This window comes from Ferdinandcohnia sp. SAFN-114 (assembly GCF_059415045.1).
This window is the reverse complement of the sequence record NZ_JBPFDQ010000043.1, coordinates 20,807-45,642: the sequence shown is the minus strand read 5'-3', so window position 1 is coordinate 45,642 and position 24,836 is coordinate 20,807. Positions and strand designations below refer to the sequence as shown.

Below are 24,836 nucleotides of genomic sequence, written 5' to 3'. Positions count from 1 at the left end.
CAAATTAATGAAAAAGTGTTAAATTTAATATGGATAGGTGTTTTATATATGTCTCATTTGGCTAGGTCAGTTCAATGGTTCGCTTTCCTTATTACTTGCATGTCCATAAATAAGTAAAGTATGCTTTTAAAGAAAGATACATAGCACATACTATCCTTTGAGATGAAAAAAGTGAGGTACAGATATGGTAAATTGGGACGAAATAGATAAATATGCGAAACATTGGATAAAAGAGGCTGGGGAACGAATTCGGGATTCTTTTAAAACAAAGCTTGTAGTTGAATCAAAATCAAACCCAGATGACCTCGTGACTAACATGGATAAGGAAACGGAACAATACTTTATTGAAAAGATTCATGAGACTTTTCCGACTCACCAAATTCTTGGGGAGGAAGGCTATGGAGATAAGCTCCAATCTTTAAATGGTATCACTTGGATTATCGATCCGATTGACGGTACAATGAATTTTATTCATCAACAGCGTAATTTTGCCATTTCTGTAGCAGTCTATGAAGATGGAGTGGGGCAAATCGGCCTTATTTACGATGTTGTTCATGATGAGCTGTATCATGCACGTAAAGGTCATGGTGCTTATTTTAACTCTACAAAAATTGAACCGTTAAGGGGAGTTCCTCTGGAAAAAGCAATTGTTGCCATAAATGCAACATGGGTTACCGAAAACAAACGAATTGATCCAAAAATATTGATACCGATCGTCAATGCTGTTCGTGGAACTCGTTCTTATGGTTCAGCTGCACTGGAGCTGGCTTATGTTGTTACTGGAAGGATTGATGTTTATATTACCATGCGTTTATCACCATGGGATTTTGCTGCTGGTGTAGTTCTGTTAAATGAAGTTGGTGGAGTAGTAACAACCCTTGATGGAGAGCCATTAAACTTCTTAAAGGAAAACAGTGTATTTGTTGCAAGACCGAATCTACATCAAGAGATCTTTACACAATTTTTAAAAAGGAAATAATATCAAAAATAAAGCGTGAGGAAAGCAGAATTTATATTCTGCCATTCTCACGCATTTTTTTCTTTGTGGTAAATCCTAAACCTGTCACAATAATTACAGCAATAATAGACAGAATAATACCTAACAGACTTCTTTCAGCAATTGATACTCCAATTAACATAATGCAAACTGCAGTTGTAATCGCAAACAAGAGCATTGGCAAATTTACGTTTTTCATAGTATGGGCCCCTTTCCATAATTTATTTTACAGATAAATGTGTATTATTTCTACTGTTTGGTATATAATGTTTTAGTTCCAGTTCTTTTCGAAAGTAAAAAAATGTAAAATTAATTTATCCTTAAATTAATTCTAGGAGATGTGTAAATAGTGACAATACGAAATGATTTACGAAATATAGCAATTATCGCTCACGTAGACCATGGAAAAACAACACTGGTTGATAAAATGCTTCACCAATCAGGAACATTCCGTACAAATGAGCACGTAGAGGAACGTGCAATGGATTCAAATGACATAGAACGTGAACGTGGTATCACTATTCTCGCCAAAAATACAGCGATTAATTATAAAGATACGCGAATCAATATCATGGATACACCAGGACATGCTGACTTCGGAGGAGAAGTTGAGCGTATTATGAAAATGGTTGATGGAGTATTATTAGTTGTTGATGCTTATGAAGGCTGTATGCCACAAACTCGTTTTGTATTGAAAAAAGCATTGGAACAAAATCTTACACCTATTGTGGTAGTAAATAAAATTGACCGTGACTTTGCTCGACCAGAAGAAGTTGTTGATGAAGTAATTGACTTATTTATCGAACTTGATGCTTCTGAGGAACAATTAGAATTTCCAGTTGTATATGCTTCGGCTATTAATGGAACTGCAAGTACTGATCCACATCAACAAGATGAAAATATGGAAGCATTGTTTAACTGTATTCTAGAAAATATCCCTGCTCCAGTTGATAATAGTGAAGAACCACTACAATTCCAGGTAGCATTGCTTGATTATAACGATTATGTTGGAAGAATTGGTATCGGCCGTGTATTCAGAGGAACTATGCACGTTGGACAGCAAGTTGCCTTAATGAAATTAGATGGAAGTGTTAAACAATTCCGTGTGACAAAGATATTTGGTTTCTCGGGCTTAAAGCGTATTGAAATTCAGGAAGCAAAAGCCGGAGATCTCGTTGCAGTTTCTGGTATGGAAGATATTAATGTAGGCGAAACGGTATGTCCAATTGAACACCAAGATGCATTACCAGTGCTTCATATTGACGAACCAACTCTACAAATGACGTTTTTAGTTAACAACAGTCCTTTTGCTGGACGTGAAGGGAAATATATAACTTCCCGTAAAATTGAAGAGCGCTTGCGTGCACAACTTCAAACAGATGTAAGCTTACGAGTTGAGAACACAGATTCTCCTGATGCATGGGTTGTATCTGGTCGCGGGGAGTTGCATTTATCAATTTTAATTGAAAATATGCGACGTGAGGGATATGAGCTTCAGGTTTCGAAGCCAGAAGTTATCGTAAGAGATATTGATGGCGTTCGTTGTGAGCCAGTTGAGCGTGTTCAAATCGATGTTCCTGAAGAGCACACTGGATCCATTATGGAGTCGATTGGAGCTCGTAAAGGTGAAATGTTAGATATGATTAATAATGGTAATGGTCAAGTGCGACTCATCTTTATGGTTCCAGCACGTGGTCTAATTGGTTATACAACTGAATTTTTAACTTTAACTAGAGGATTTGGTATATTGAATCATACCTTTGATAGCTACAAACCAATGGCTTCTGGTAATGTTGGTGGACGTAGACAAGGTGTTCTTGTTTCAATGGAATCAGGAAAAGCTTCTCAGTACGGTATTATGGGTGTTGAAGACCGTGGAACTATTTTCGTTGAACCAGGTACAGAAGTTTATGAAGGTATGATTGTTGGAGAACATACTCGTGAAAATGACCTAACCGTTAATATCGTGAAAATGAAACAAATGACAAATATGCGTTCAGCGAATAAAGACCAAACAACAACAATGAAAAAGCCTCGCATCATGTCATTAGAAGAATCACTTGAATACCTAAACGATGATGAGTACTGTGAAGTTACACCAGAATCCATCCGTTTACGTAAGAAAGTTCTTGATAAAAATGAACGTGAAAAAGCAGCAAAAAGAAAAAAACTTGCTGAAGTGAATCATTAATGTTGTGAACCTTGTCCCTTTCTGATACTTTAACTTTATACAGCAAAATTCTCTGCTTCTCTAAGTGGGGACCTGTAAAAAATATACAATTAATTCAGGGTTCATAACCCAGCTGTATAAAGTTAAGCCTTCGGCCGATGCCACAGATTTTTTAAAGGAAATTTTTCGAGCAAGCTCGAAAAAAATCTGGGCGCAAATACGCCAAGGCGCATTTGATAATAGGAAAGTGTGAGAAGGAGGGGTATGAATGGATGTATACGAACACATGTGGCCAGTTGCAAAAACAATCTATAGTTCGACAACTCCCAGTGTCGGTTCAAATATGTTATACATTGTGATCTTGCTTTTAACAATTATTGTGTTTAAGTTAGGTTTTGCAAAGAAGTTGCCATTGTTAAAAAATATTGTGATTTATTTATTTCTTGCTTTAGGGTGTACAATTTTAACGTTTTTAGGTGCATTCTTACCAATAGCAGAAGGATTGGCGATTGCCGCTCTTATTTTAATCATTTATAAAATTCGACTTCACCAATCAAAAAAAAGTGAAGCGTAAAATAAGGAGGCAATTTTATGAAATCCTTGCAGGATGCAATCTATAATTGGTTAACGATTAAAGTTGTGGCTGAAGCTCGACCTGATGATAAAGCTGCAAAGGAAACATTCGATCTTTTCGAGGATATTTTAGTAAATGAGTTTAAACTGAAGGACATCGAAATTGAAAAAGATGATGTAATGTATCTTGTGAAGTATACAATTGACGGGGAAGCAAAAAGTGCAAGGTTCCCGATTGAATTAATCGATATCATGCACGATCAAATCCAGCAACATCCCGAGAGATACCATAACTACGAATAAAACAAAAAGCCGAGCGCATAGCTCGGCTTTTATATTAAGCTGGATAACCTGTTATGTTGCCCAGCTACATACTGTTCCAGCGCATAGCCCCTCGAGGTCACAAGCTAATTCGTCTGGAAGGTCAAAGTTCAATCTTCAAGACGTCTGTTCTTGTACTCGTCGGACTTGCACAGGACATGAAAGGCGTCGGGAACATGTTCATCGCACGAAGAAAATGCAAAGTATTTTCGAGGAAGTGCTGACATCGATGTTTGCAACAGGACGTGGCAGAAGGTAGTCGATGTTCCTCTAAAAAAGGCGCTTGCACTTTTGTTTTTACCACCAATCATCCTCTGTTTTCTTTTTACGGTATAACTTGAATTTGTTAGTTGCGATTCGTTCTATCGTTCTTGTTTCAATACGGTCATGGCATTCTTGGCACATATATGTATGAATTGGGCGATTTCTCAAACGTTTTGCTTGACTTGATTCATCCTCGATGTCTTCAATTTTATCACAAATTACACATTTTACTTTCATTTTTTATGAACCCCTCTAGTATTATCTAGTTTCTTTTTCCCATTATACAACAACACACACTTTTCTGACAAAGTTTGTCTTTTTTATAGAGAATACTATTTCTATCGGATGAAACAAGGTCCAGTTGAAATAACGTTTGGAAGATGCTGATTATAGGATGATGAAGTCCTGCACGAGGCGCAGCCCCATGCGTAAAGTCCTTCATAGAGAGGATGAAGTCCGCGCGAGACACAACCCCATGCGTAAAGTCCTTCAAAGAGTGGATGAAGTCCCACGCGAAGGTCAGCTCCATGCGTAAAGTCCTTCAAAGAGTGGATGAAGTCCCACGCGAAGGTCAGCCCCATGCGTAAAGTCCTTCAAAGAGTGGATGAAGTCCCACGCGGAGGTCGGCCCCATGCGTAAAGTCCTTCAAAGAGTGGATGAAAGTCCCACGCGGAAGTCGGCCCCATGCGTAAAGTCCTTCATAAACACAATGAAAGTAAAATTAAATTGAACCTTATACAAAATAGTCCCATATCATCAAAAAACTTAAGAACTATTACTTATAAATAAAAGCAGCACGAGAAACCATCTTCTCGTGCTGTGATTACATTCAACCATTATTTATTACCCATTTTTTTATTGGACTGATCTTGTTGTTCTTTATCAAATTTCTTTTGTTCTTCTTTTTTCAGCTGGCTGTCATTTGTTTTTGTAGGTTCTGTATTGTTATTATCAATTATATCGCTTGGAATATCAGGTACTAGTCTGCCGACAATCTGTGCTAATTCGTCCAAAATACCTGTAACAGGTCGTCCATCTTCAATCTGCTTTTTCATTTGTTTTAAACGTTCATACGTATCAGCGTCTGCAACAACAATTGCATTTGCTCCGTAAGGGTCATGCTGCAGGCTTTCAGCAACCGAGTACTTAATCGTTTGTACTCTTGACCTTTCTAATTTTGCATTTACATCAATTCCGACAATTGCATACTTCCCTAGAACAACAGCAGTTGCATCATTTACGTTTGGGACACTACTCGCAAGTTCGACAAGATGACTCGCTATTTCTTGTCCTGTTTTTCTGTCAACATGGTTTTCAATTGAATTTTGAACTTTTACACGAGTATCTTTCTCATTTTCTCCAGCATTATTTGATGTACCACAACCAGAAATAATAAAAATTATAGTTAAGAACAGAAGGATATTAATATATCTCACTGTTTTGCCTCCTATCGCTCAATGTGTTTTCTTTTTTTATTGTTCAATTATTCTTCTATCTTTATTCATTCAGACATATATTTTTATCAATGGTCGTCCTTATTAGAACAAAAAGAGGAATGACTAATATAATAAAATAAAAAATTCTTACACGAATGTATAACCTGTTTCACTCCTAAAACAAAAAATGAAACCGACTTGAGTAGGAGGCGTGATTTTGGGGAAAATTTATGTATTAGACACAAATGTATTACTGCAAGATCCCAGAGCAATATATTCATTTGAAGATAATGAGGTTGTTATACCAGCAGTTGTTTTAGAAGAGGTAGACTCAAAAAAACGTTATATGGATGAAATAGGTAGAAATGCAAGGCAAGTTTCAAAATTAATTGATAATTTGCGGAAAACAGGGAAGCTCCACGAAAAAATCCAGCTTGAAACTGGTGGAAGCCTAAGGATTGAATTAAACCACAGATCCTTCCATGAATTACAAGATATCTTTGTTGAAAAAACAAATGATAATCGCATCTTGGCAGTTGCCAAAAATCTCTCATTAGAAGAACAAGAAAAAGAAAATGGGAAACAGGTAATCTTAGTTAGTAAAGATGCACTGGTTCGTGTTAAGGCAGACGCATTAGGACTACAATCTGAAGATTTTTTAAATGACCGCGTCGTTGAGGTTGATCATATATACTCGGGGTTCCTCGAGATTTATATAAATCGTAACCTACTTGACCTTTTTTATGAAAAAGGGGAGCTTCATGTTACAGAGTTAGTTAACCATCCATTTTATCCAAACCAATTTATCTTATTAAAAGACGCACTTGGAGGTTCCTCATCTGCTATTGGAATAGTCGATAAGACAGGTAAAGTAGTTAGAAAGCTTAATTTTAAACTGGATCATATATGGGGCATTAAACCTCGAAATGTGCAGCAAACAATGGCGTTTGAGCTGTTGTTAAGAGATGATATTCCATTGGTGACTTTAATAGGCAAGGCTGGTACAGGGAAGACCTTGTTGGCGCTTGCTGCTGGTTTAATGCAGACGGAGGATATGGGTAAGTATAAGAAACTCTTAGTAGCCCGTCCGATCGTCCCAGTTGGTAAAGATATCGGATTCTTACCAGGAGAAAAGCAGGAAAAGCTTAGGCCGTGGATGCAGCCAATTTACGATAATCTTGAATATTTGTTTAATACAAAAAAACCTGGAGAACTTGATGCCATTTTAGCTGGAATGGGTTCGATAGAGGTGGAGGCATTGACTTATATTCGAGGTAGAAGCATCCCTGAGCAATTTATCATTATTGATGAGGCTCAAAATTTAACCAAGCATGAAGTAAAAACAATCCTTACTAGAGTAGGGGAAAAAAGTAAAATCGTGTTTATGGGAGATACTGAACAAATTGACCATCCTTATTTGGATGAATACAATAATGGGTTAACATATGTGGTAGAGAAGTTTAAGGACCAAAAAATAGGTGGCCATATTCGATTAGTTAAGGGAGAAAGATCTGGCCTTGCCCAATTAGCTGCAGATATTCTTTAAAGTATGAAGCCTGTCATGCTTCCTCGATTAAAAGGGTTAGTGACAGGCTTTATTCTCATATTAAGCTCGAATGCATTGCCTCCCGAGTCAGGCTTCACCATCCTGCTGTGGCCATACCATCCTCGTTGAGGTTCCAGCGCTAGTCGGTGTTGAGGATATCGCTTACGTATTTCTGAATTATTCAATGATAAAACGAGTTATATGTTTTATTGGGTTCTCACGGTTTGAACCATCTCCAAAATAAAAATGGACAGGACCATCTTCACGTAATGGTTTACCTACATTTGAAAACCCAAGGATAGCATCATATGCTTCACTTAATGGAATCTTAGTTTCTTGTTCTTTTTGTACAATTTTTAAGGTTGTGGCATCTTCTAACGGTTCTGCATTTTTAATAAAATCACAAAATGGAATGCCATATGTACCGGTTAATATTTTTTCTTTCAAAAACTTCTTTTCTGTTTTGAGAGTAGGAGGGTAAATCGCACCTTCGCGGATTTCTCTATCCCAATGCTTTGAAACTGACTTTGTGTATTCGCTTAAATCTTCTTCCACTTTTTGATTTGAATCGAAATATGTAAGTAAATCTACTCTACGATCATCAAAAATCCACACACTAGGATCAAGTGTAATGTTATACTTAGTCTTTCCTTCAATCATAATAATCATCGATAAATCATTCCTTTCATTCATATTATAGAGGTTTTGAAACGTAATAGGAAGTATCAGACTTTTATTATTGGAGTGAAACCTGATAATTGCCTAATTGTTAATTAGTTCCATTTATAAGAGTGCTAGTCTTTTCTATTTATTCTTGCAATTTTACTGTATACAGGTTAATATTTATAGATAGGATTAGGTATCGCTTCGCAAACGGAGGGGTTATGAATTGACTTCAGAGATTTCGGTGAATCACCGTGAAAAAGCACTGTCTTTACTACAAGCAGATGCTGAAAAAATATTAAAACTTATTAAAGTTCAAATGGATAATTTAACTATGCCTCAATGCCCATTATACGAAGAAGTACTGGATACGCAAATGTTCGGATTATCCAGAGAAATAGACTTTGCGGTAAGATTGGGATTAATAGAGAGCAATGAAGGTAAAGAGCTCATCTCAAAACTTGAGCGTGAATTATCCGTTCTACATGAAGCTTCTACCCGAAAGTAGGAAAAATCTATAGATAAATTAACTCAAATTATCATGACTTTAGGATAATTTGAGTTTTTTTATAATTTGGGTTTACAGTTTTCCCGTTTTACAGTATTTTTTATTAAAGGATTTCACTTAATATTGTTTTAATAGTTTATAAGATTAAAAGAAAATGGAGGTTTTTTGCAATATATATTGCAAAAATATAGTACAATAAATAATTATACCTTCTATTTAGAGGAAGATGCCCAATGCTCAAGAAAATTTTAAAATCATATGATTATACTTTAGTCCTTGCTGTTTTTCTTTTATGTTGTTTTGGACTAGTCATGGTCTATAGTGCAAGCATGGTCATTGCCTCAGCCCCTAAGTTTGGAGAAAACCCATCATTCTTTTTTGATAGACAAAGAATGGCCTTACTAGTAGGTGCAGTTGCATTTTTTGTAACCATGATTCTACCTTATAAACTATATGCCACAAAAAAAATTCTTCTTATAATTGTCCTAGGTTCAGTTGCGATGCTTTTATTAGTATTTGTCGTTGGACACACAGCTAATAATGCACAAAGCTGGATAATGGTAGGAGCAAGGGGGATTCAGCCCTCCGAGTTTACAAAGCTAAGTGTTATTATTTATCTTGCTGCAGTCTATTCTAAGAAACAAGCATATATCAACCAATTTGGTATAGCAGTTATGCCGCCAATCATTTTTACTCTCTGTATATGTATGACAGTAGCAATCCAGCCTGACTATGGAACGGCCTTTATTATAGGATTAATTGCTTTATCCATTATTTTATGTTCAGGAATGAATCTAAGAAGCTTAGGAAAGTTGATATTACTTGGCCTAATAACAGCAGTTATTTTATCACCATTATTATATATTTTATCAGATGGGATATTATCTGAAGGCAGAATGGGCCGTTTTTTAGGTTTTATGCATCCATTTGAGGATGAAAAAAATGGTTATCAATTGGTAAACTCATACATTGCTCTAGGAGCTGGTGGGTGGAAAGGCCTGGGGCTTGGACAAAGTATCCAAAAGTTTAATTATCTCCCTGAAGCCCATACAGATTTCATAATGGCAGTTATTGCAGAGGAATTAGGTTTATTTGGAGTATTATTTGTATTATTATTATTAACATATATTGTTTTACGAGGATTTCAAATTGCTAGAAAATGTACTGACCCATTTGGTAGTTTACTTGCAGTCGGTATATCATCTATGGTTGCCATTCAAACTTTTATCAATTTAGGTGGTTTGACAGGACTTATTCCGATCACTGGAGTTACATTACCATTTATTAGTTATGGAGGTTCTTCATTATTGCTATTAATGGCATCCATGGGGATTCTGATCAATGTTTCAATGTTTACAAACTATCATTCTATGTATAGTACAAAAGAAAAGAAGCCACAAAATCAACCAGCTCGTACTTATCAAAAAAACTATGTCTCTTATAGATAACCATTATCTATATGTTGATGATAAATTTACGTTCTTATTTAAAGGAGGATTTATATGGAGAAACGCATCAAGAAGGTACTAGTTGCCAATCGGGGAGAAATCGCAATACGTGTATTCAGGGCTTGTACGGAGTTGCATATTCGTACAGTTGCAATATATTCGAAGGAAGATGCAGGCTCTTATCATCGATATAAGGCTGATGAGGCTTATTTAGTTGGTGAAGGAAAGAAACCAATTGATGCATATTTGGATATTGAAGGGATTATTGAAATCGCAAAAGAAAATGACGTAGATGCGATTCATCCAGGTTATGGATTCTTATCTGAAAATATTGATTTTGCAAGAAGATGTGAAGAAGAGAATATTATTTTCATTGGACCTAAATCTACTCATTTAGATATGTTTGGAGACAAGGTAAAAGCTAGACATCAAGCGGAAAAAGCGGAGATCCCAGTTATTCCTGGTAGTGATGGACCATTGAAGAATTTGGAAGAGGCAGTGCGATTTGGAGAAGAACACGGTTATCCAGTCATTATCAAAGCATCTCTTGGTGGTGGCGGACGTGGAATGCGGATTGTCCGTAGCAAGGCAGGATTAAAAGAGTCATACGAACGTGCTAAATCAGAAGCTAAGGCTGCATTTGGTAATGATGAAGTCTATATCGAAAAGCTTATTGAAAATCCAAAACACATTGAAGTTCAAATTATCGGTGACAGTCAAGGTAATATTGTTCATCTATATGAACGCGATTGCTCTGTTCAACGACGCCATCAAAAAGTTGTTGAAGTAGCGCCAAGTGTATCTTTAACAGAGAAATTACGCCAAGATATTTGTGAAGCTGCTGTTAAATTAATGAAAAATGTACAGTATTTGAATGCTGGAACTGTTGAATTCTTAGTTGCGAATAATGAGTTTTACTTTATTGAAGTAAACCCGCGCGTACAGGTTGAGCATACAATTACAGAAATGATTACAGGTATTGATATTGTACAAACACAAATACAAGTTGCTGAAGGTCATTCGATACACAGTAATGCGATTGGCATTCCAGCACAAGAAGATATCAAAACACATGGGTATGCAATTCAATCCCGTGTTACAACAGAAGACCCATTAAATAACTTTATGCCTGACACAGGTAAAATTAGTGCTTATCGAAGTGGTGGCGGATTTGGTGTTCGTCTTGATGCAGGAAATGGGTTCCAAGGTGCAGTTATCACACCATATTATGATTCTTTATTAGTTAAGTTATCTACTCAGGCCTTAACTTTTGAACAAGCTGCATCCAAAATGGTCAGAAACTTGAAGGAATTCAGAATCCGTGGAATTAAAACAAATATCCCGTTCTTAGAAAACGTTGTTAAACATGAAAAATTCCTATCCGGAGAATACGATACATCCTTTATTGATTCATCACCTGAGCTATTCATTTTTCCTAAACCAAAGGACCGTGGTACAAAAATGCTTTCCTATATCGGAAATGTAACTGTTAACGGTTTCCCTGGTGTTGAAAAGAAAAGAAAGCCTGTGTTTGATAAGCCGTTTTTACCAAAAGTAAAACATAATGAACCAGTCCCTTCAGGAACGAAACAAATTCTAGACCAACATGGTCCAGAAGGCGTAGTGAATTGGGTGAAAAAACAAAAACAAGTTCTCTTCACTGATACAACATTCCGTGATGCACACCAATCATTACTAGCAACTAGATTTAGGACAAATGATATTAAGCATATTGCAGATCCAACTGCAAGATTATTACCAGAATTATTCTCACTTGAGATGTGGGGTGGAGCAACATTTGATGTGGCATACCGTTTCTTAAATGAAGAACCATGGGACCGTCTTGCTACATTACGCAAGCAAGCACCAAATATTTTATTCCAAATGTTGCTTCGAGCATCAAATGCGGTTGGTTACAAAAATTACCCAGATAATCTAATACGTGAATTCGTAAAAGAATCAGCAGAATCAGGAATTGATGTATTCCGTATATTTGACAGCTTGAACTGGGTTAAGGGTATGACACTTGCTATCGATTCTGTTCGTAACAATGGAAAAATTGCAGAAGCTGCGATTTGTTATACAGGTGACATAACAGATCCAACACGTTCAAAATATGATTTACAATATTACAAAGAATTAGCAAGGGAGCTTGAGCAATCAGGTGCACATATGCTTGGAATTAAGGATATGGCAGGATTACTTAAGCCACAAGCGGCTTATACTTTAATCTCTGCATTGAAGGAAACAGTTTCAATTCCTATTCATTTACACACACATGATACGAGTGGGAATGGACTATTTACGTATGCAAAAGCAATTGAAGCTGGAGTTGATATTGTTGACGTAGCAGTGAGCTCAATGGCTGGCCTCACGTCTCAACCAAGTGCAAACTCATTATTATATGCATTAGAAGGGACAGCTAGAAAACCTGAACTTTCTGTAACGGCATATGAAGAGATTGCACGTTATTGGGAGGGAGTTCGTAAATATTATCAAGATTTCGAAAGTGGGATGACATCGCCACATACTGAAATCTATCAGCATGAAATGCCAGGAGGACAGTATAGTAACCTTCAACAACAAGCTAAGGGAGTTGGCCTCGGTACAAGATGGGAAGAGGTTAAAGAAATGTATCGTCGTGTAAATGATATGTTTGGAGATATTGTTAAAGTAACCCCTTCTTCAAAAGTAGTTGGAGATATGGCTCTCTACATGGTTCAAAACAATCTCACTGAAGATGATATTTATGAAAGAGGAGAAACACTAGATTTCCCTGATTCAGTAGTTGAACTCTTTGAAGGATTTTTAGGTCAACCTCATGGTGGTTTCCCTAAGGAACTTCAACGAATTATCCTTAAAGGACGCGAACCAATTACAGTTCGCCCTGGAGAATTACTAGAGCCTGTTAATTTTAGCGAGATAAAAGATACTTTAACACATAGCTTACACCGCGATGTAACGAATAAAGAGATGATCTCTTACGCGTTGTATCCAAAGGTATTTATGGATTATCAAAAAATGTTTGAGCAATTTGGCGATATTTCAATGTTAGATACACCTACTTTCTTTTATGGAATGAGACTTGGAGAAGAAATTGAAGTAGAGATTGAACAAGGAAAGACATTAATTGTTAAGCTTGTTTCAGTAGGTCAAGCTCAACCAGATGGTACTAGGGTTATCTATTTTGAATTGAATGGTCAGCCACGTGAAGTAATCGTTAAAGATACAAATATTAAATCAACAGTTGTGGCGAAGCTAAAAGCTGATCGCGATAATGAAAACCATATTGGCGCAACAATGCCAGGTACGGTGATAAAAGTATTAGTTGAAAAAGGTGACAAGGTGAATAAAGGGGACCATCTCATGATTACAGAAGCCATGAAGATGGAAACTACTGTACAAGCACCTTACACTGGAATAGTGAAGGATATTCACGTTGCAAACGGTGAAGCTATTCAAACAGGCGATCTCTTACTTGAACTTACAAAATAACCAAAGAAAGCCCCAAAGTTTACTTTGGGGCTTAAATTATGCAAAAAATCCGAGGAGAGCATCCTCGGATTTTTAGCTTATTGCACTGTAATTGTTTGATTTCCATTTATAGAGTCTTCATTCGCTTTCTCAGCTTCTAATCTTAGTGCCACTTCATTTTTCTTGCTTCTTGAAGATAATAGAATGAAGTAACTAAATACTCCAAATAAACAAGCAATAAATAAAGCGTGTGCTAGAGAAATAAATAGATTTAGTCTGGAAAATATAATGACGGCCCCTGAAGTAACTTGAATAGAAACTAAACCAAGAGCAATCATCCAGCCGCGATAGAGAACTTTTTCATGCTTATAGTGCTTATAAATGCGGATGAAAAGGTACAATACCCAAATGAATAATACACCAGCTAATGCCCGATGCCCCATTTGAACCCATTCATGAATTTGAGTGGGGAAGCCGATATTGTTGTAAGTACACACAGGCCAATCGGGACAAGCAAGAGAAGCGCCAATATGCCTCACGAGTGCACCGGTATATACAACAACTAAACTGTAGATTGTTATGGCGTAAAATTGAGTTTGTAGTTTTTTGTCAATCACCAGTGAGTCGGCATCAAACTTTTTATCAATCTCGAAAATAAGTAACGTCAATAATAATACAGAAGCAAAGGAAATAAGCGAAATCCCGAAATGAAGGGCCAGTACGATATCAGATTGCCCCCACATAACTGCTGCAGCACCAATCAGTCCTTGTAAAACTAAGAAAAAGAAAGATATAAATGCTAAAAATTTCGTTTCTCTAATATGACCGATTGCTTTCCAAGACCAAATAGATAGAGCTAATACTAAAATCCCTACTACTCCAGAAACAACCCTATGACTTAGTTCAATGACTAATTCAAATGTTATTTCTTCAGGGATTAACTGCCCATGACATAATGGCCATGAATCTCCACAACCAGCTCCTGACTCTGTTTTCGTTACAAGAGCACCACCGATTAACACAAATAGCATACCGATCGTTGTTAAAACCGATAACCATTTTAATGAACGGCTCAAAAAATCACCTTCTTACTTTTATAAAACTATAACATTGTCTAGTATTTAACTTTACTTTGCAGATGTCCCTATATTCTACCTATATTTTTACGATATTTATCATACCTAAAGAATAGATAAATTTCAAAGGAACACTATTATCGATATTACACAATTTACGATTTGTTTACAACCCGCATGAAATTGAAAAAAATTTATTATTGTAGTAAAAAAGGTTGAAAATTATGAAGGAGTTTGCTAGAAATAGATAGGGGAATTGTTTTACATTTCGACAAGTAGCTATAAACAAGGGATTAACACTATTAATATAGTGATAATAGTGTTTAAATAGCGGTTTTGCGGTCATTTAAAGGTCACAAAAAAGTCATAAATTATTAACTAAATGTTCACAAAAAAACTAAAAAATGTGATTTAATATACAGAAAGGGTATTTTTTAATATAATTTATAATATCTACAACATAATAAACTGGATAACATAAAACTTGTACTTTTTATACATACCTCACATCTCGAAAACGCTTTATTTTTATTATTGCGTTTTTTAAGATTGAAGATAGTGCAGAATGATGGTATCACGTTCATTAATTGAAAAGAATGAGGCTGATAAGATTGCTGTATGCAATGTTTGAAAGTATCGTTATTAAAATAAGGAGGCTTCATGATGACGACGACAAGGTCTGTACTTAGTGCAGATGAAAAGATACAGAATGAAAAAAATCGTGATCAGGAATATCGAACCACTGCCTTTAAGGATTTCCTAGCAATCATAAAAATTGGGATTGTAAATTCCAATCTAATAACCGCCTTTACGGGTGTATGGCTTGCCTTGTTCTTTACGGGTCAAAGCTTTTTGCAGGAAATCGATATCGTTATATATGCGCTAGTTGGTTCTGCGTTGGTTATAGCTGGTTCCTGTGCGGTGAATAATTATTATGATCGAGATATTGACCATGTAATGGAACGTACAAAAGTACGTCCAACTGTAACCGGTAGAATTAATCCTAAACATGTTTTAGTATTGGGATTAATACTCATACTAATAGGAACTGGGTTTCTACTTCTCACTACAGTTACTGCTGCAGTGATTGGATTAATTGGGGTTTTCTCTTATATCGTTTTATATACAATGTGGTCAAAACGTAGATATACAATTAATACCGTAATTGGAAGTATATCTGGGGCTGTACCTCCTCTTATTGGGTGGGCAGCGATTGATCCAGAATTACACGTTCTAGCGTGGCTCTTGTTTTTTATTATGTTTATCTGGCAACCGCCGCACTTTTTAGCACTTGCTATGAGACGAGTTGAAGAATACCGTTCTGCGGGAGTTCCGATGTTGCCGGTTGTTCATGGGTTTGCAATGACAAAGAGACAAATCATGATTTGGGTTCTATGCTTGATCCCACTTCCATTTTATATGTTTTCTTTAGGAGGCCTATTTGTAACAATTGCAACCCTCCTAAATATCGGGTGGTTAGTCCTCGGTATTAGTGGTTTTAAAAAGAAAGATGATATCAAATGGGCAAAACAGATGTTTGTTTACTCACTTAACTACTTAACGATTATGTTTGTAACAATGATAATCGTTACATTAGTGTAAGTGGGTTTCAAAATATAAATAATTCTTCTATATACAAGTAGAAGGATTTAATATCTTTATCAATAAAGATAGTAGCAAAATATTATTGAAAGAGGGGTTTGATTAAGCTATGAAAAAATGGCTACCAAAAGTGCGCTTGTTCACACTGTTTAGTTTCATGGCGCTGCTGTTAGCAGGGTGTGGGGAACCATTCGTTTCTGCACTTTCCCCAGCAGGGGAAGTTGCGAAAATGCAGTACGATTTAATGATCCTAGCAACATTGATCATGGTCATCGTTATTGCAGTAGTTACAATTATCTTCGTTATCGCCTTAGTAAAATTCAGACGTAGAAAAGGTGATGAAAACAAGATTCCTAAGCAAGTCGAAGGAAATCACACTTTAGAGATCATTTGGACTGTTATACCGATTCTTTTACTTTTAGTATTAGCAGTTCCAACAGTATCTGCTACTTTTGAATTAGCTGACGTAAAAGCGATGGAAGAGGGGACAAGAGACGAGGACGCAGTAGTAGTTAAAGTAACTGCTAATCTATATTGGTGGGAATTTGAATACCCAGACCATGGTATTGTCACTGCTCAAGAGTTAGTTGTTCCTACTGACGAAAAAGTATATTTTGAACTTATTTCTTCTGATGTTAAACACTCATTTTGGATTCCAGCTGCAGGTGGAAAACTAGATACAAACACAGATAACACAAACAAATTCTGGCTAGAGTTTAACTCTAAGAGTACAGATGAAGCTGGCGGCTTATTATATGGTAAGTGTGCTGAACTCTGTGGACCTTCCCATGCATTAATGGATTTCAAAGTAAAACCAGTTCCACGTGCTGAATTTGATCAGTGGATCGACAAAATGGTTGTAGCTAAGGATGCAGAACATGTTCCTGCGAATGATGTTGCAAAAGCTGGGGAAGAATTATTCAGTGCAAACGGCTGTATCTCTTGTCATGCAATCAATCCAGGTGAAAAGCGTCCAACAGCACCGAGCTTAGCGAACTTCGGTGATCGCTCTAGTATTGCTGGAAAATTAGAATACAACAAAGAAAATTTAAAAAATTGGTTGAAGGATCCTGAGTCAATTAAGCCGGGTAACAACATGACAGGAACCTATGATAATAAAGGTTTATCAGATCAAGATTTAGATGCTTTAGCTGAATATCTAATGGGCCTTAGTGTCGAAGATTAAGATAAGAAATAATTGAATAAGGAGGTCACATTGTGAGTACTGTAGCTCAGAAAAAAGGGTTTGGCGCTACTTTATGGGATTATTTAACAACCGTTGACCATAAAAAGATTGCTAAGCTTTATTTAATAGCAGGTGGATTCTTCTTCCTTTTAGGAGGAATCGAAGCTCTTATTATTCGAATTCAACTTGCTGTACCAGACAATAATTTTGTAACTGCTGGTTTTTTTAATGAAATCATTACAATGCATGGTACAACAATGATTTTCTTGGCAGCCATGCCGTTATTATTAGGATTTATGAATGCTGTCATGCCGCTTCAAATTGGCGCACGTGACGTTGCATTCCCATTTGTTAATGCTTTAGGTTTCTGGTTATTCTTCTTTGGAGGGGTATTCTTAAACTTAAGTTGGTTTATGGATGGCGCACCTGATGCAGGTTGGACTTCATATGCTTCACTAGCATTACATTCCGAAGGTCATGGTATTGATTTCTATGTACTTGGTCTTCAAATTTCAGGTATTGGTACTTTAATAGGTGGTATTAACTTCTTAGCGACAATTATCACTATGAGAGCACCTGGTATGACTTATATGCGTATGCCATTATTTACATGGACTACGTTTGTTGCATCAGCATTAATATTATTCGCATTCCCTCCATTAACTGTTGGGTTGTTATTAATGATGTTTGACCGTATCTTTGGTACTGCGTTCTTCGTTCCATCAATGGGCGGAAACACAATTATTTGGGAGCATTTATTCTGGATCTTCGGTCACCCAGAAGTTTATATCTTAATTCTTCCAGCGTTTGGTATTTTCTCAGAGATTTTTGCTACGTTCTCAAGAAAAAGACTATTCGGATACTCTTCAATGGTATTCGCAACAGTATTAATTGGTTTCTTAGGATTCATGGTGTGGGCTCACCACATGTTTACAACAGGTCTAGGACCAATTGCGAACGCAATTTTCGCGGTTGCTACAATGGCAATTGCTGTACCGACTGGTATTAAAATCTTTAACTGGCTCTTTACAATGTGGGGCGGTTCATTGAAATTTACAACACCAATGTTATATGCAGCTGCATTTATTCCGTCATTCATCATGGGTGGAGTTACAGGGGTTATGTTAGCATCTGCACCAGCAGACTATCAGTACCACGATTCTTACTTCGTTGTTGCTCACTTCCACTATGTAATCGTAGGTGGGGTTGTACTTGCAGTATTTGCAGGGGCACACTACTGGTGGCCAAAAATGTTTGGTAAAATGCTTAACGATACTCTTGGAAAAGTAACTTTCTGGTTATTCTTAATTGGTTTCCATTTAACTTTCTTTATCCAACATTTCCTTGGTTTAATGGGTATGCCACGTCGTGTATTCACATTCTTACCAAACCATGGTTGGGAACTTGGAAACTTAATCAGTTCAATTGGTGCTATTTTCATGGCATTAGGTGTAATTGTTCTTCTTTACAATGTTGTAATCACATCAATTAAAGGGGAAAAAGCATCAGCAGATGCGTGGGGAGATGGCCGTACACTTGAATGGGCTATTGCATCACCACCACCAGAATATAACTTTAAGCAATTACCTTTAATTCGTGGATTAGATCCTTTATGGGTTGAAAAAATGCAAGGTAAAAAAGAAATGACTCCAGCTGAACCACTTGGAGACATTCATATGCCAAATCGTTCAATCTTACCATTCATCATATCTTTAGGACTGTTCATTGCAGCATTCGGTTTCTTACACCATCCAGATGGCGCAAGCTGGTCAGTTCCAGTCATGATCATTGGTGGAATTATTACTTTTGGGGCTATGTTCCTACGTTCAATTATTGATGATCATGGATACCATATTCACAAAGCGGATTTAATGGATGATGATGACAAGAAAGGGGTTGAGGCATAATGCATGCAGAAGAAAAATTAACAGCTGAAACTTTCCCTGCAGAGCCTGAAAAAGCGACCCTTGAAGGTAAAAATAAGTTTATCGGTTTTTGGCTCTTCCTTGGAGGAGAAACAGTTTTATTCGCATCCCTATTTGCAACTTATTTAGCACTAAACAAAAGTAATGGTACAGGACCATCATCTCAAGATTTGTTTGAGATACCACTTGCTTTTACAATGACAATGATCCTTTTAACAAGTTCATTAACTAGTGTGTACGCTATGTACCATATGAAGAACTTTAATTTTAAGAAAATGCAACTTTGGTTAGGGCTAACTGTACTTCTAGGTGCAGCTTTCCTTGGATTAGAAATCTATGAGTTTAAACATTATGTACATTTAGGTCATACAATCACGGGCAGTGCATTTGGTTCTGCATTCTATTTACTTGTTGGAACTCATGGTGCTCACGTACTATTTGGACTATGTTGGGCTCTAACAATCATGATTAGAAACGCTAACCGTGGATTAGATCTATACAATGCACCTAAGTTTTATGTCTTCAGCCTTTACTGGCACTTTATAGACGTAGTATGGGTGTTCATCTTTACTGTTGTATATTTAATGGGAATGGTGGGATAAACACATGGCAAATAATACTAATAACACAAATGTTGATTTAGCCTATCGCAGAAGAAAGAGTGCGGAAGAAATGAAGCAGCATGTTATTTCTTTTGCTCTCATGATTTTCCTTACTATCATTGCATTTATAGCAGTTGGGTCTGAACAATTTTCACCATGGTTCGTTGTACCATTTATTTTACTTCTAGCAGTGATTCAGGTTATTTTACAATTGTATTATTTCATGCATATGAATCATAAAGGACATGAAGCACCAAAAATGTTCCTGTTCTCAGGAATATTAATCGCTGCTGTAACTGTTCTTTGCTTCACAACAATTATTTGGTGGTAAAAGTAGGAGAAAGTCGGTATAATGCCGGCTTTCTTTTTTTAGACACTAAAAGTTCATAAATGGTTTGTTTGCATGACTATTTCCCTAAAGGTATAATTAATAGTATGTGTACATTGTTTATATTATTAAGAGAGGTGAGATAGAGATGTCTATCGATATCTTTGGTTTTCGGGCATTATGGAGTCCCTATTTTTTAGTATCGCTTATCGTCATTACGATTCTATATTTTATGATTGTTGGTCCATGGAGACATCGTTTTGCTCATTCTGAACCTACTTCAATAAAAACAAAGATTTTATTTGTGATCGGAATCGCACTGCTTTATTTTTGTAAGGGAAGTCCGATTGATTTACTAGGTCATATGACTATGACTGCTCATATGACGCAAATGGCTACACTATATTTAATTGTACCGACCTTTTTTATTTTGGGAGTGCCTAATTGGTTATGGAGAACCTTTATAAACTTCAACGTAATAAAGCCAATTTTTAGATTTTTCACTAAGCCATTAATTGCTTTAGTTGTATTTAACGGTTCATTTTCCTTATATCATATCCCACTCATTTTTGACTTTGTAAAGACAAATGTGTTCATTCATGCTGCAACAACGACATTTATTTTTATTGCTGCTTTTTTTATGTGGTGGCCTTTAGTTAATAAATTAGAAGAGTGGAACACGTTGAGTGGACTTAAAAAAGTTGGTTATATTTTTGCCGACGGTATGTTATTAACACCTGCATGTGCACTTATTATTTTTTCAGATGTAGCTATGTATTCAACATATACCGAGCTTGGGTCATGGGTAACTGCTCTAGAGCTTTGTGTACCAGCCTCAATGCTAGCCAGTCTTAATCTTACCGGGCCAGAGATGTTTAATTTCATGCCTCCACTTGAAGACCAACGTACTGGCGGGGTTGTTATGAAAATTATTCAAGAATTTGTTTATGCGATTTTACTAGGGAAAGTATTCTTTGAATGGGTTCGTAAGGAACGTGAGGAAGAAAAATTACTTGAGGAGCAATTACTCAAGCCCCAAACGAACTAATCAAAAATATAGAGAGAACGATGTGAGAGAGGTTTACTATGAATTTACCGATTCTGCCTACAGTGAGCACCACTTTTATTGTTTTAAGTGCAGTAACAGTTGCCATCGGTTGGTATCTGATTAAACAAAAAAGAATTGATGCACATAAAAGAGCGATGACGACCGCTGCTATTTTTGCATTGATTTTTTTCATTATCTATATGTCAAGAACGGTATTTGTCGGAAATACTTCATTTGGCGGGCCTGACGATGTTAAAATATACTATACGATATTTTTAATCTTTCATATTTTCTTGGCAACAACAGGTGCAATATTTGGAGTGATTACATTATACCTCGGCTTTAAAAACAAAATTGCAAAGCATCGTAAGCTGGGTCCCATCACAAGTATCATATGGTTTTTTACAGCGTTGACAGGTGTAGCGGTTTATCTCTTGTTGTATGTCTTTTATAAGGGCGGAGAAACAACATCGATGTTAAAAGCAATTTTAGGTTTTTAAAAAATGGTAGAATGGATTGTTTGTAATATGTATAAGGTGTTCTAGAATACAATATTCTAGAGCACCTTTTTATTTTGTTATTCTATGCACATAACTTTATCTTTCTTAGAGGGGAGTGTTAAGGATGATTGAGATCTTTACAGAAAACTTATTATTGGTTCCATGTTCTTTGGATATTGCCAAGTCATTAGTTTTTCATCGCAAAGAACTTGAAAAACGATCACCTATAACGATTCCACAAAATTGGCCATCTCCATTAATAACAGGTATTCTTCCGTTTTATATAGAAAAGCTTGAGAAGGATGAGAATCAGTATGGCTGGGGTTTATGGTTAATCATTAATTATGCCGATAAACGGATTATTGGTGATATTTATCTTCATGGAAAACCAGATAAGAAAGGTAATGTCCAATTGACGTATACAATGAATCGAGATTATCAAAAAACGAACTTAACCTATGAAGCGGTGGACGCTTTAATTGATTGGCTAGTGACACAAGCGGATGCCAAAAAAGTACTTATGGAATGTAGTGATAGTAATTATCAATCCATCCAACTTTTTGAAAAGCTAGGAATGAGATGTACAAAAAAGGATGGTAAGTTTTTGACTTGGGAGCTCCGTAAAGTTATTTAATTATATTTAGCAAAGTAAAACTTCTGCTAAATGTTTAAGCCTCTGGTGGATGCCACAATTTTTCAGAGGAACTTTTTGAGGCAGTAAGTCCAAAGACTAAGAACGTCACACTTGTAGCAACATCCTTATGACTCACTTCCTGTAAGACTTATAAAAGGGCGGTAAGTCGTATATGCGTAATAAATAATATGAAAAGATTTTTCTAGACTAGTGCCCAATTCATTCCTTAATGCATATGGTAGGAGTAACCATGGTGGTCTTGAAATTGAGAAGGAGTGTGGTTGGGGTGGTAAGAAAAGCATTAGAAAATGGTTCGCTTTATATTAAGAATGATGTATTAGCAATGATTGCTTCAATTTGCGCCGAAGATATTGAAGGGGTTACGATTGTATCAGGATTAAAGGATGGGGTATCTGGAATTCTTAATCGGAATTTTCATAAAAACGGTATTACCGTAATCGAAAATGAAGAAGAAGGAATTGCCCTTGAGGTAAAAATTGCCATTGAATACGGCTTAGAAATCAAAAAGACATGTGAAGTCCTGCAAGCAGCAATTTTGCATGAAATAAAAAGTATGACTGGGATTAGTTTATCTAGTCTTACCATTAAAGTTGAAGGGCTTACTAATACACAACCATTAACAACAACGTAAAAAAAGGAACAGTTTTTGACTGTTCCTTTTTATATGCAATTTGTTTAGTTCTATTCGCCATCGGTTCTAAAGCTAGTCAATCGCTTCGGAAGGTAAAATCACCTTCTGTCTACGAATGTCTGAAGCTTGTCGCCGAAAATCGGGCGTCTTTCACTTTTCATTATTATGCGTTTACAACCGCATCTATATTTTCTTTCACTTTCGCTAAGATGCGTTCACATTGATCTACTAATGTTTTAGGGAAAACTTCATCTTCGCCATATTCAACACCATGTGGATAATAGTACTTACCAACGAAAGGTGTTAGTAGTTTAATGACTGCATCAGTTGCATTTTCTTCGATTACTCCCTCAACTGCATGACCTTGTACACGAAGGTAGTAAATATCGCCTTTAATCTCAAATTTACGGTCGTATGTAATTCTCTCATAATCCCACTGACCTGCAAGAATAAAACCTTCTGATCTCATTATGTCAGTTAATCTTGGTAATTCAATTGTTACGTTTTCTATCCCCGTATTTTCAAATCTCATTTAATATCCCTCCAAAAACCGTCAAACAACGATTTATATGTTCTCAGTATAATAATAGTACGAAAAGATACAAGTTGCAACGTTTGACATTAATATGTCACGAAAAATAAAAAATTATTTTATGTGGAATTTTTAAAGATTTGGTCAAACTAACAGGGAAAGGAGGGATAAGATGAAGAAATTTCTTTTAATCATTACAGGTTTATTTTTTATTTTAGGTAGTCCAATGATTGCAAATGGACAAGGTACGACTACATATACCGTACAGCCTGGTGATTCTTTATGGAAAATCGCTGTTCGCTATCAAGTTGGTTTGTCTGAAATAATTTCAGCAAACCCTCAGTTTAAAAACCCTAACCTCATTTATCCTGGTCAAAAGGTAACAATTCCAATTCTGGAAAATGTTAAAAGCATTGAAAATCAAGTTATCTCGTTAACTAATCAACAACGTGCAAAATATGGATTACCTGCATTAAAGGTTGATTGGGAACTTTCACGTGTGGCACGTTATAAATCTGTAGACATGAGAGATCGAAATTATTTTGACCATACTTCACCTACATATGGCTCACCATTTACGATGATGCGCAACTTTGGGATTTCTTATCGAACAGCAGCTGAAAATATAGCCGCTGGACAAAGAACACCTCAAGAAGTTGTAAATGCGTGGATGAACAGCCCTGGGCATCGGGCAAATATTCTAAAGCAAGATGTTACTCATATTGGTGTAGGGTATGCAGAAGGTGGTTCAAAAAGACATTATTGGACACAAATGTTTATTGGTAAATAAGATAATAAAGTGAGTGTTAATAAGGAGGATACAATGGAATCTGTTCGTGATGTAATGAGTACTGAAGTTGAATATTGTACTCCCCTTGATAATGTGTATGAAGTAGCAGTTAAAATGAAGGATTTAGATGTTGGTGCAATTCCTATCTTAGAAGATCAAAAATTAATCGGAATGATTACTGATCGAGATTTAGTTGTACGAGGGTATGCTGAAAAAAGATCAGGCTCCAATCAAGTAACAAATGTGATGAGTGATAATCTTGTTACATGTTCTCCTGATACGTCACTTGAACAAGCGTCCGAATTGATGGCAAAACATCAAATTAGACGTTTACCAGTTGTTGAGAATGGTCAATTAGTTGGGATTGTATCATTAGGTGACTTGGCAACAAATAAAATGTCTGATACACATGCAGGAGAAGCATTAAGTGATATATCTGAACAAGACCAATTACACTAAATTAACAGGCACCAAATTGGTGCCTGTTTTATTCTTCTTACATTAATCGCATAAATCTAGGAAAAGTTTAATATACATGATAGAAAAAGATTGATGTTAGGA

The 24,836-nt window shown here is 36.3% G+C and carries 25 protein-coding genes; 19 read left to right on the top strand and 6 right to left on the bottom strand.

The window, feature by feature from the left end; all coding sequences use genetic code 11:
- Nucleotides 1-184: 184 nt before the first annotated feature.
- Nucleotides 185-979: an inositol monophosphatase family protein gene (locus ACR65M_RS14920; RefSeq protein WP_440273686.1), complete on the top strand. Its 795-nt coding sequence runs from the start codon at nt 185-187 to the stop codon at nt 977-979.
- Nucleotides 980-1,010: 31 nt separating this feature from the next.
- On the opposite strand, the gene ACR65M_RS14915 is transcribed toward ACR65M_RS14920, so the two are convergent.
- Nucleotides 1,011-1,196 carry a YlaF family protein gene (locus tag ACR65M_RS14915; protein ID WP_341332007.1) on the bottom strand — a complete coding sequence of 62 codons (186 nt, stop codon included), beginning with the start codon at nt 1,194-1,196 and terminating at the stop codon, nt 1,011-1,013.
- A 150-nt stretch (nt 1,197-1,346) separates the two neighbouring features.
- Here ACR65M_RS14915 and typA point away from each other — a divergent pair, with 150 nt between their 5' ends.
- The 3 genes from typA (at nt 1,347) to ACR65M_RS14900 (ending at nt 4,043) form a co-directional block, all read left to right on the top strand.
- A complete protein-coding gene (gene typA / locus ACR65M_RS14910) occupies nt 1,347-3,188 on the top strand; it encodes a translational GTPase TypA (protein WP_121445018.1) in 1,842 nt (613 codons plus the stop codon).
- A gap of 247 nt (nt 3,189-3,435) precedes the next feature.
- Nucleotides 3,436-3,741: a YlaH-like family protein gene (locus ACR65M_RS14905; RefSeq protein WP_099353582.1), complete on the top strand. Its 306-nt coding sequence runs from the start codon at nt 3,436-3,438 to the stop codon at nt 3,739-3,741.
- Nucleotides 3,742-3,758: 17 nt separating this feature from the next.
- Nucleotides 3,759-4,043, top strand: coding sequence for a hypothetical protein (locus ACR65M_RS14900; protein WP_341332006.1), 285 nt, complete (start codon nt 3,759-3,761; stop codon nt 4,041-4,043).
- Nucleotides 4,044-4,358: 315 nt separating this feature from the next.
- Here the strand turns inward: ACR65M_RS14900 and ACR65M_RS14895 are convergent, their stop codons facing one another.
- Entirely contained in the window at nt 4,359-4,562 is a 204-nt protein-coding gene (locus tag ACR65M_RS14895) for a YlaI family protein (RefSeq protein ID WP_341332005.1), read from the bottom strand.
- 599 nt (nt 4,563-5,161) lie between these two features.
- Nucleotides 5,162-5,761 carry a YhcN/YlaJ family sporulation lipoprotein gene (locus tag ACR65M_RS14890; protein WP_440273685.1) on the bottom strand — a complete coding sequence of 200 codons (600 nt, stop codon included), beginning with the start codon at nt 5,759-5,761 and terminating at the stop codon, nt 5,162-5,164.
- Between the two features lie 217 nt (nt 5,762-5,978).
- Between ACR65M_RS14890 and ACR65M_RS14885 the strand changes: the two genes are divergently transcribed.
- A complete protein-coding gene (locus tag ACR65M_RS14885) occupies nt 5,979-7,307 on the top strand; it encodes a PhoH family protein (RefSeq protein ID WP_341332004.1) in 1,329 nt (442 codons plus the stop codon).
- Between the two features lie 177 nt (nt 7,308-7,484).
- Here ACR65M_RS14885 and ACR65M_RS14880 read toward each other — a convergent pair whose 3' ends face one another.
- A complete protein-coding gene (locus ACR65M_RS14880; protein ID WP_341332003.1) occupies nt 7,485-7,976 on the bottom strand; it encodes a peptidyl-prolyl cis-trans isomerase in 492 nt (163 codons plus the stop codon).
- Nucleotides 7,977-8,196: 220 nt separating this feature from the next.
- On the opposite strand from ACR65M_RS14880, the gene ACR65M_RS14875 reads away from it, so the two are divergent.
- The 3 genes from ACR65M_RS14875 to pyc all read left to right on the top strand — a co-directional run bounded on the left by ACR65M_RS14875 (nt 8,197) and on the right by pyc (nt 13,421).
- Nucleotides 8,197-8,478 carry an Fpa/YlaN family protein gene (locus tag ACR65M_RS14875; protein ID WP_099363135.1) on the top strand — a complete coding sequence of 94 codons (282 nt, stop codon included), beginning with the start codon at nt 8,197-8,199 and terminating at the stop codon, nt 8,476-8,478.
- A 233-nt stretch (nt 8,479-8,711) separates the two neighbouring features.
- On the top strand, nt 8,712-9,926 hold the full coding sequence (ftsW, locus tag ACR65M_RS14870; RefSeq protein ID WP_341332002.1) for a putative lipid II flippase FtsW: 1,215 nt from the start codon (nt 8,712-8,714) through the stop codon (nt 9,924-9,926).
- A gap of 54 nt (nt 9,927-9,980) precedes the next feature.
- Nucleotides 9,981-13,421, top strand: coding sequence for a pyruvate carboxylase (gene pyc, locus ACR65M_RS14865; RefSeq protein WP_341332001.1), 3,441 nt, complete (start codon nt 9,981-9,983; stop codon nt 13,419-13,421).
- Nucleotides 13,422-13,498: 77 nt separating this feature from the next.
- Here the strand turns inward: pyc and ACR65M_RS14860 are convergent, their stop codons facing one another.
- Complete coding sequence (locus ACR65M_RS14860) at nt 13,499-14,476, bottom strand: COX15/CtaA family protein (protein ID WP_341332000.1); 978 nt, start codon at nt 14,474-14,476, stop codon at nt 13,499-13,501.
- Nucleotides 14,477-15,139: 663 nt separating this feature from the next.
- Between ACR65M_RS14860 and cyoE the strand changes: the two genes are divergently transcribed.
- From cyoE to ACR65M_RS14815, 9 genes are all read left to right on the top strand, one after another.
- Nucleotides 15,140-16,078: a heme o synthase gene (cyoE, locus tag ACR65M_RS14855; protein WP_341331999.1), complete on the top strand. Its 939-nt coding sequence runs from the start codon at nt 15,140-15,142 to the stop codon at nt 16,076-16,078.
- 109 nt (nt 16,079-16,187) lie between these two features.
- Nucleotides 16,188-17,264: a cytochrome c oxidase subunit II gene (coxB, locus tag ACR65M_RS14850; protein ID WP_341331998.1), complete on the top strand. Its 1,077-nt coding sequence runs from the start codon at nt 16,188-16,190 to the stop codon at nt 17,262-17,264.
- 32 nt (nt 17,265-17,296) lie between these two features.
- A complete protein-coding gene (gene ctaD, locus ACR65M_RS14845; protein ID WP_440273684.1) occupies nt 17,297-19,171 on the top strand; it encodes a cytochrome c oxidase subunit I in 1,875 nt (624 codons plus the stop codon).
- Complete coding sequence (locus tag ACR65M_RS14840) at nt 19,171-19,791, top strand: cytochrome c oxidase subunit 3 (RefSeq protein WP_121449117.1); 621 nt, start codon at nt 19,171-19,173, stop codon at nt 19,789-19,791. Before ctaD ends, ACR65M_RS14840 begins: the two co-directional genes overlap by 1 nt.
- Before the next feature lie 4 nt (nt 19,792-19,795).
- Nucleotides 19,796-20,122, top strand: a complete 327-nt coding sequence (ctaF, locus tag ACR65M_RS14835) for a cytochrome c oxidase subunit IVB (protein ID WP_121449116.1) — start codon at nt 19,796-19,798, stop codon at nt 20,120-20,122.
- 145 nt (nt 20,123-20,267) lie between these two features.
- The gene (gene ctaG / locus ACR65M_RS14830) at nt 20,268-21,167 is read left to right on the top strand and encodes a cytochrome c oxidase assembly factor CtaG (protein WP_341331997.1); all 900 of its coding nucleotides are present in this window, start codon (nt 20,268-20,270) and stop codon (nt 21,165-21,167) included.
- A gap of 38 nt (nt 21,168-21,205) precedes the next feature.
- On the top strand, nt 21,206-21,667 hold the full coding sequence (locus tag ACR65M_RS14825; RefSeq protein ID WP_341331996.1) for a DUF420 domain-containing protein: 462 nt from the start codon (nt 21,206-21,208) through the stop codon (nt 21,665-21,667).
- Nucleotides 21,668-21,791: 124 nt separating this feature from the next.
- Nucleotides 21,792-22,301 (top strand): GNAT family N-acetyltransferase, encoded by a 510-nt coding sequence (locus tag ACR65M_RS14820; RefSeq protein ID WP_341331995.1) that lies wholly within the window; start codon nt 21,792-21,794, stop codon nt 22,299-22,301.
- A 286-nt stretch (nt 22,302-22,587) separates the two neighbouring features.
- Entirely contained in the window at nt 22,588-22,953 is a 366-nt protein-coding gene (locus tag ACR65M_RS14815; protein WP_341331994.1) for an Asp23/Gls24 family envelope stress response protein, read from the top strand.
- 163 nt (nt 22,954-23,116) lie between these two features.
- On the opposite strand, the gene ACR65M_RS14810 is transcribed toward ACR65M_RS14815, so the two are convergent.
- Complete coding sequence (locus tag ACR65M_RS14810; RefSeq protein ID WP_341331993.1) at nt 23,117-23,485, bottom strand: YugN family protein; 369 nt, start codon at nt 23,483-23,485, stop codon at nt 23,117-23,119.
- Between the two features lie 226 nt (nt 23,486-23,711).
- On the opposite strand from ACR65M_RS14810, the gene safA reads away from it, so the two are divergent.
- Together safA and ACR65M_RS14800 are read left to right on the top strand one after the other, a co-directional pair.
- Nucleotides 23,712-24,275, top strand: a complete 564-nt coding sequence (safA, locus tag ACR65M_RS14805; protein ID WP_440273687.1) for a SafA/ExsA family spore coat assembly protein — start codon at nt 23,712-23,714, stop codon at nt 24,273-24,275.
- A gap of 33 nt (nt 24,276-24,308) precedes the next feature.
- Nucleotides 24,309-24,734, top strand: coding sequence for a CBS domain-containing protein (locus tag ACR65M_RS14800; RefSeq protein WP_341331991.1), 426 nt, complete (start codon nt 24,309-24,311; stop codon nt 24,732-24,734).
- The last annotated feature ends 102 nt before the right edge of the window (nt 24,735-24,836 follow it).

What these genes read in the sequence shown, in the direction of transcription:
- ACR65M_RS14920 (WP_440273686.1), top strand. Translation starts at nt 185, where the DNA reads ATGGTAAATTGGGACGAAATAGATAAATATGCGAAACATTGGATAAAA.
- ACR65M_RS14915 (WP_341332007.1), bottom strand. Translation starts at nt 1,196, where the DNA reads ATGAAAAACGTAAATTTGCCAATGCTCTTGTTTGCGATTACAACTGCA.
- ACR65M_RS14905 (WP_099353582.1), top strand. Translation starts at nt 3,436, where the DNA reads ATGGATGTATACGAACACATGTGGCCAGTTGCAAAAACAATCTATAGT.
- ACR65M_RS14900 (WP_341332006.1), top strand. Translation starts at nt 3,759, where the DNA reads ATGAAATCCTTGCAGGATGCAATCTATAATTGGTTAACGATTAAAGTT.
- ACR65M_RS14895 (WP_341332005.1), bottom strand. Translation starts at nt 4,562, where the DNA reads ATGAAAGTAAAATGTGTAATTTGTGATAAAATTGAAGACATCGAGGAT.
- ACR65M_RS14880 (WP_341332003.1), bottom strand. Translation starts at nt 7,976, where the DNA reads ATGATTATTATGATTGAAGGAAAGACTAAGTATAACATTACACTTGAT.
- ftsW (WP_341332002.1), top strand. Translation starts at nt 8,712, where the DNA reads ATGCTCAAGAAAATTTTAAAATCATATGATTATACTTTAGTCCTTGCT.
- pyc (WP_341332001.1), top strand. Translation starts at nt 9,981, where the DNA reads ATGGAGAAACGCATCAAGAAGGTACTAGTTGCCAATCGGGGAGAAATC.
- cyoE (WP_341331999.1), top strand. Translation starts at nt 15,140, where the DNA reads ATGACGACGACAAGGTCTGTACTTAGTGCAGATGAAAAGATACAGAAT.
- coxB (WP_341331998.1), top strand. Translation starts at nt 16,188, where the DNA reads ATGAAAAAATGGCTACCAAAAGTGCGCTTGTTCACACTGTTTAGTTTC.
- ACR65M_RS14840 (WP_121449117.1), top strand. Translation starts at nt 19,171, where the DNA reads ATGCATGCAGAAGAAAAATTAACAGCTGAAACTTTCCCTGCAGAGCCT.
- ctaF (WP_121449116.1), top strand. Translation starts at nt 19,796, where the DNA reads ATGGCAAATAATACTAATAACACAAATGTTGATTTAGCCTATCGCAGA.
- ctaG (WP_341331997.1), top strand. Translation starts at nt 20,268, where the DNA reads ATGTCTATCGATATCTTTGGTTTTCGGGCATTATGGAGTCCCTATTTT.
- ACR65M_RS14825 (WP_341331996.1), top strand. Translation starts at nt 21,206, where the DNA reads ATGAATTTACCGATTCTGCCTACAGTGAGCACCACTTTTATTGTTTTA.
- ACR65M_RS14820 (WP_341331995.1), top strand. Translation starts at nt 21,792, where the DNA reads ATGATTGAGATCTTTACAGAAAACTTATTATTGGTTCCATGTTCTTTG.
- ACR65M_RS14810 (WP_341331993.1), bottom strand. Translation starts at nt 23,485, where the DNA reads ATGAGATTTGAAAATACGGGGATAGAAAACGTAACAATTGAATTACCA.
- safA (WP_440273687.1), top strand. Translation starts at nt 23,712, where the DNA reads ATGATTGCAAATGGACAAGGTACGACTACATATACCGTACAGCCTGGT.
- ACR65M_RS14800 (WP_341331991.1), top strand. Translation starts at nt 24,309, where the DNA reads ATGGAATCTGTTCGTGATGTAATGAGTACTGAAGTTGAATATTGTACT.